Source organism: Streptomyces hoynatensis, from assembly GCF_003626535.1.
Classification (GTDB): domain Bacteria; phylum Actinomycetota; class Actinomycetes; order Streptomycetales; family Streptomycetaceae; genus Streptomyces; species Streptomyces hoynatensis.
This window is the reverse complement of the sequence record NZ_RBAL01000008.1, coordinates 44,548-50,388: the sequence shown is the minus strand read 5'-3', so window position 1 is coordinate 50,388 and position 5,841 is coordinate 44,548. Positions and strand designations below refer to the sequence as shown.

The 5,841-nt window shown below is 75.3% G+C and carries 2 protein-coding genes; one reads left to right on the top strand and one right to left on the bottom strand.

Features of this window, described 5'->3' with window-relative positions; genetic code table 11:
- Positions 1-37 precede the first annotated feature (37 nt).
- Positions 38-5,344, top strand: a complete 5,307-nt coding sequence (locus D7294_RS15705; RefSeq protein ID WP_120680060.1) for an SDR family NAD(P)-dependent oxidoreductase — start codon at positions 38-40, stop codon at positions 5,342-5,344.
- Positions 5,345-5,615: 271 nt separating this feature from the next.
- Here the strand turns inward: D7294_RS15705 and D7294_RS15700 are convergent, their stop codons facing one another.
- Positions 5,616-5,813 (bottom strand): ferredoxin, encoded by a 198-nt coding sequence (locus D7294_RS15700; RefSeq protein WP_120680058.1) that lies wholly within the window; start codon positions 5,811-5,813, stop codon positions 5,616-5,618.
- Positions 5,814-5,841: the final 28 nt, after the last annotated feature.

Below are 5,841 nucleotides of genomic sequence, written 5' to 3'. Positions count from 1 at the left end.
CCCCGGACTGCCGCTGATTAGGAAGGTTCGCCCCGCGATGCCGAACGATGAAAAACTCGTCGAATACCTGAAGTGGGTCACCGCAGACCTGCACGAGACCCGGCAGCGCCTCGAACAGGCCGAGGCGGGCCGGCAAGAGCCCATCGCCGTCGTCGGCATGGCGTGCCGCTTCCCCGGCGGGGTGCGTTCCCCCGAGGACCTGTGGGACCTCCTCGCCGAGGGCAGGGACGCCATCGCGGGCTTCCCCACCGACCGTGGCTGGGACCTGGGCGCCCTGGCGGGGGAGGGGCAGGGCCACAGCGCCACCCTCCAGGGCGGCTTCCTCTACGACGCCGCCGAGTTCGACCCGGGGCTGTTCGGCATCTCGCCGCGCGAGGCCCTCGCCATGGACCCGCAGCAGCGGCTGCTGCTCGAGGTGTCCTGGGAGGCCATCGAGCGGGCCGGCATCGACCCGCTGTCCCTGCGCGGCAGCAAGACGGGCGTGTTCGCCGGCACCAACGGCCAGGACTACGGCCACATCCTGATCGCCTCCCAGGAGGACGTCGAGGGCCACGCCGGCATGGGCACCTCGGCCGCCGTCATGTCCGGACGCGTCTCCTACACCCTCGGCCTCGAAGGCCCCTCCGTCACCCTGGACACCGCCTGTTCGGTCTCCCTGGTGGCGATGCACCTCGCGGGCCAGGCCCTGCGCAACGGGGAGTGCTCCCTCGCGCTGGCCGGCGGCGTCACCGTCATGACCACCTCGGGCAACTTCGCCGGCTTCACCCGCCAGGGCGGGCTCGCCCCCGACGGCCGCTGCAAGGCGTTCTCCGACTCGGCCGACGGCACCGGCTGGGGCGAGGGCATCGGCATGCTGCTGCTCGAACGGCTCTCCGACGCGGAACGCAACGGCCACCGGGTCCTGGCCGTGATCCGCGGCTCCGCCGTCAACCAGGACGGCGCCTCCAACGGCATGACCGCCCCCAACGGCCCCGCCCAGCGTCAGGTGATCCGCTCGGCGCTGGCCGCCGCCGGGCTCTCCGCCTCCGACGTGGACGCGGTGGAGGCGCACGGCACCGGCACCACGCTCGGCGACCCGATCGAGGCCCAGGCGCTGCTGGCCACCTACGGCCAGGACCGCCCGGCGGAACGGCCCCTGCTGCTCGGCGCGATCAAGTCGAACCTGGGCCACACCCAGGCCGCGGCGGGCGTGGCGGGCGTCATCAAGATGGTCCTCGCGCTCCGGCACGGGGAACTGCCGAAGACCCTGCACGTCACCCGGCCCTCCACGCACGTGGACTGGTCCTCGGGCGCCGTGGAACTCCTCACCGAGCACACCCCCTGGCCGGAGACCGGCCGCCCGCGCCGCGCCGGCGTCTCCTCCTTCGGCGTCTCCGGCACCAACGCCCACCTCGTCCTCGAACAGGCCGCCGCCCCCGCGGCGGCGGAGGAGAGCGCCCCCTCGCCCGTCCGCACCCCGGCCGCGGTGCCGCTGCCCGTGTCGGGCAGGACCGCCGACGCCCTCGACGCCCAGGTGGAGCGCATCACCGCCTTCGCCGCCGGCCGGCCCGCCCTCGACATCGGCCACTCCCTGGCCACCGGCCGCGCCACCTTCGACCACCGCGCGGTGCTGCTCGCCGCCGAGGGGAAGATCACCGAACTGGCCCGCGGCGCCGCCACCGGCGACGTCTCGCTCGGCGTGCTGTTCTCGGGACAGGGCGCCCAGCGCCTGGGCATGGGCCGCGAACTGCACGCCGCGTTCCCGGTCTTCGCCGCGGCCTTCGACGCGGCGGCCGCCGAGTTCGACGCCCTCCTGGACCGCCCGCTGCGCGAGGTCCTCTGGGGAGAGGATGCCGAGCTCCTGAACCACACCGGCTTCACCCAGCCCGGCCTGTTCGCCGTCGAGACCGCCCTGTTCCGGCTCGCCGAGTCCTTTGGCCTCGCGCCCGACTGCCTGGCCGGGCACTCCGTCGGCGAGATCACCGCCGCCCACGTCTCCGGCGTCCTCTCCCTCGCCGACGCCTGCCGCCTGGTCGCCGCCCGCGGCCGCCTGATGCAGGCCCTGCCCGAGGGCGGCGCCATGATCGCCGTCCAGGCCACCGAGGCGGAGGTGACGCCGCTGCTGGCGGGACGCGAGGACCAGGTGTCGATCGCCGCGGTCAACGGCCCGCGCTCCCTGGTGCTGTCCGGCGCCGCCGCGGCCGTCGAGGAGATCGCCGCCGGGCTGGCCGCCGAGGGCCGCAAGACCAGCCGGCTTCCGGTCTCGCACGCCTTCCACTCGCCGCTGATGGAGCCGGTGCTCGACGAGTTCCGGGCGGTCGTGGCCGGCCTGTCCTTCGGCGAACCGCGGATCGCCGTCGTGTCCAACCTCACCGGCGAGTTCGCCACCGCGGAGGAGCTGGCCTCGCCCGACTACTGGGTGCGCCACGTCCGCGAGCCCGTCAGGTTCGCCGACGGGGTGCGCGCCATGGCCGGCTCCGGCGTCGGCGCGCTCGTCGAACTCGGCCCCGACGGCGTCCTGACCGCCATGGCGCAGGAGAGCCTGGAGGACGCGCCGCGCCGGGTCACGGTGGTGCCCGCGCTGCGCAAGGACCGCCCGGAGGAGACCACCATCCTCGGCGCCCTGGCCCGCCTGCACGTGGCCGGGGTGCGCGTGGACTGGGCCGCGTGGTTCGAGGGCACCGGCGCCCGCCGCGTCGACCTGCCCACCTATCCCTTCCGGCACCAGCGCTACTGGCCCTCGTCCGAGGCCGTCCGCCCCAGCGGCGCCACCGCCCCCGGGCTCGCGGGCCCCGCGCAGCCCGCGGCGGGCAGCCCGGGCCTGTTCCGGCTGGAGTGGGTGCCGGCCCCGCACGACCTCACCCCCGTCACCGGAGCCAGGTGGGCGGTCATCGGCAACGACGTCCTCGACCTCGCGCACCGCATGTACGGCGCGGGCGAGGCGGTCACCGCCTACGGCGAGACGCTGGCCGGGGCCCTGGTCGACGGCGGCGTCGCCCCCGACGTGTTCCTGGTCCCGGTCGCCGGCGGCCCGGGACCCGAGTCGGTGCACGAGCTCACCGCCCGCGTCCTCGGCCTCGTCCAGGAGGCCCTGTCCGACGAGCGGTTCGGCAAGGCCCACATCGTGTTCGTCACCAGGGGCGCGGTCGCCGCGGAGGGCGAGGAGGTCACCGACCCGGCCGGCGCCGCGGTCTGCGGCCTGGTGCGGTCCGCGCAGACCGAGAACCCGGGCCGTTTCCTCCTGGTCGACCTCGACTCCTCCGTGGAGGCGGCCGCCCAGCTCACCGGCGTGCTGACCTGGGACGAGCCGCAGCTCCTGGTGCGCGGCGCGCAGATCCGGGTGGCCCGCCTGGCGCGCGTGGAGCCCACGGACGGCGGCCCGCGGGAGCTGGACCCGGCGGGCACGGTCCTGATCACCGGCGGCACCGGCGGCCTCGGCGCCGAACTGGCCCGCCACCTGGTCGCCGAGCGCGGCGTCAGGCACCTCGTGCTCGCCGGGCGCCGCGGCTCCCACGCCGCGGGCGCCGCCGAGCTGCGCACCGAACTCACCGCCCGCGGCGCCGAGGTCACCCTCGCCGCCTGCGACGTCGCCGACCCCGACGCGCTCGCGGAACTGCTCGCCGGGATCCCCGCCGAGCACCCGCTGACCGCCGTCGTGCACGCCGCCGGGGTCCTGGACGACGGCCTGATCGCCTCGCTGACCCGCGACCGCCTCGGCACCGTGCTGCGCCCGAAGGTCGACGGCGCCTGGCACCTGCACCAGGCCACCCGCGAGCTGGACCTGGCCGCCTTCGTCCTGTACTCCTCGATCTCCGGCGTCACCGGCTCCGTCGGCCAGGCCAACTACGCGGCGGCCAACGGCTTCCTGGACGCGCTCGCCGCCCAGCGGCGGGCCCAGGGCCTGCCCGCGACCTCCCTGGCCTGGGGGCCCTGGGCGCAGCAGAGCGGCATGACCAGCGGCCTGAGCGAGGCCGCGATGGACCGGATCTCCCGCTCCGGCATGCCCCCGCTGCTGCCCGCCCAGGGCATGGCGCTGTTCGACGTGGCGCTCGCCCGCGACGAGTCCTGCCTGATCCCCATGCACTTCAACGAGGCGGGCCAGCGGGCCCAGGGCGGCGTCACCCCGCTCTTCCGCGGGCTGCTCGGGGACCCGGCCCCCGCCGCCGAGCAGGGCAGGCCGGGCGCGGTCACGGTCTCCGACCAGCTGCGCGGCCTGGACGAGGCGGGGCAGGAGCAGCTGCTGCGCGACCTCGTGGTCTCCACCTCGGCGGTGCTCCTCGGCCACGCGGACGCCTCGGCGATCAACCCGGAGAGCGACTTCCTGGTGCTCGGCTTCGACTCGCTGATCGCGGTCGAACTGCGCAACCAGCTCGCCGAGATGCTCAACATGCGGATGCCCACCTCCATCGTCTTCGACAGCAAGACCCCGGCCCAGCTCGCCTCCTGGCTGCGGACCGAGCTGCCGAGCCAGCAGGTCGGCGGCGGCGCGGTCGCCGCGGCCGGCGGCGGGGCGGTGGCCGTCGACCCGCAGGACACCGTGCACGGCCTGTTCATGAAGGCCGTCAGCGAGGGCAAGACCCGCCAGGGCCTGAGCATGCTGAAGCGGGTCGCCGAGCTGCGGCCCACCTTCGAGACCCCGGCCGAGCTGGAGGAGCTGCCGCAGGCCGTCACGCTGGCGCAGGGTTCGAGCAGCCCGCGGCTGATCTGCGTCAGCGCGCCGGGCGCGAGCGCGGGCGTGCACATGTACGCGCGGATGGCGGCGCACCTGCGGGGCAAGCGGCACGTGTCGGCGCTGCCGCTGGTCGGGTTCACGCCGGGCGAGCCGCTGCCCGCCACCACGGAGGCCGCCGCCCGGGTCGTGGCGGAGAGCATCCTGGAGGCGAGCGACGGCGAGCCGTTCGTCCTCGCCGGGCACTCCACGGGCGGCACCCTGGCCTACTTCGCGGCGGCCGTCCTGGAGGAGACCTGGGACGTGCACCCCGAGGGCGTGATCCTGCTGGACACGCTGAGCCTGCGGTACGAGTCGAGCGAGGGCATCAACTTCGACGCGGTGGGCACCAACTACTTCACCACCATGGACTCGCCCGCGGTCCGGATGAACAGCGCCAGGCTCTCCGCCATGGCCCACTGGTTCCTCCAGGCCACCGACATCGGCCTGCACCCCAAGTCCCCCAAGCTGCTGATCCGTTGCGCCCTCGAGGTGGACGGCACCGAGCTGGAGACCACGGGCATGCCGGTGCCGGTGCCGACGGACGAGATCCGGATGATCCAGGCCGACCACATGGCCATGGTCAAGGAGCGCTCCGACCTGACGGCCGAGATCATCGAGGACTGGATCGGCACCCTGGAGTCCACCCAGGCGTGACCGCGCCACGCGCACGCGGGGGCGGCACCCGAACCCTCACCCGGGTGCCGCCCCCGCGTTCCGCTGTCCCGCCCCGCGACCCGCGTCCCCCGGCCCCCGCGACCCCCCGGCCCTCGCGGGCCCGGGGCCCTCGCGGGCGGGCGGCCGGGCCACGGCGGGCGGCGGGAAGCGCCCGCGGGCAGCGGAAGGCCCCCGGCGGGCGCGGTGGCGCGCCCGGCCCGGGGGCCGTGGTTCTCGGCGGGTCCTGGCCGGGTCCGCGCCGGCGTCCCGGTCAGTCCTCGTGGAGCGTGATCGACCGCGAGGGGCAGGACTCGGCGGCCACCCGCGCGGCCTTCACCGCCTCGCCCTCCGGGTTCGCGTTCAGCAGGGTGACGATGCCGTCGTCGTCCTGGTCGAAAAGCTCCTCCGCGGCAAGGACGCACTGCGCCGCCCCGACGCACGTGCCGGTGTCCACACTGATGCGAACCATGGGTTGTTCCTCCGTCGTCACTGATCGA

Coding starts and splice junctions, on each gene's coding strand:
- D7294_RS15705 (WP_120680060.1), top strand. CDS start 38: ATGCCGAACGATGAAAAACTCGTCGAATACCTGAAGTGGGTCACCGCA.
- D7294_RS15700 (WP_120680058.1), bottom strand. CDS start 5,813: ATGGTTCGCATCAGTGTGGACACCGGCACGTGCGTCGGGGCGGCGCAG.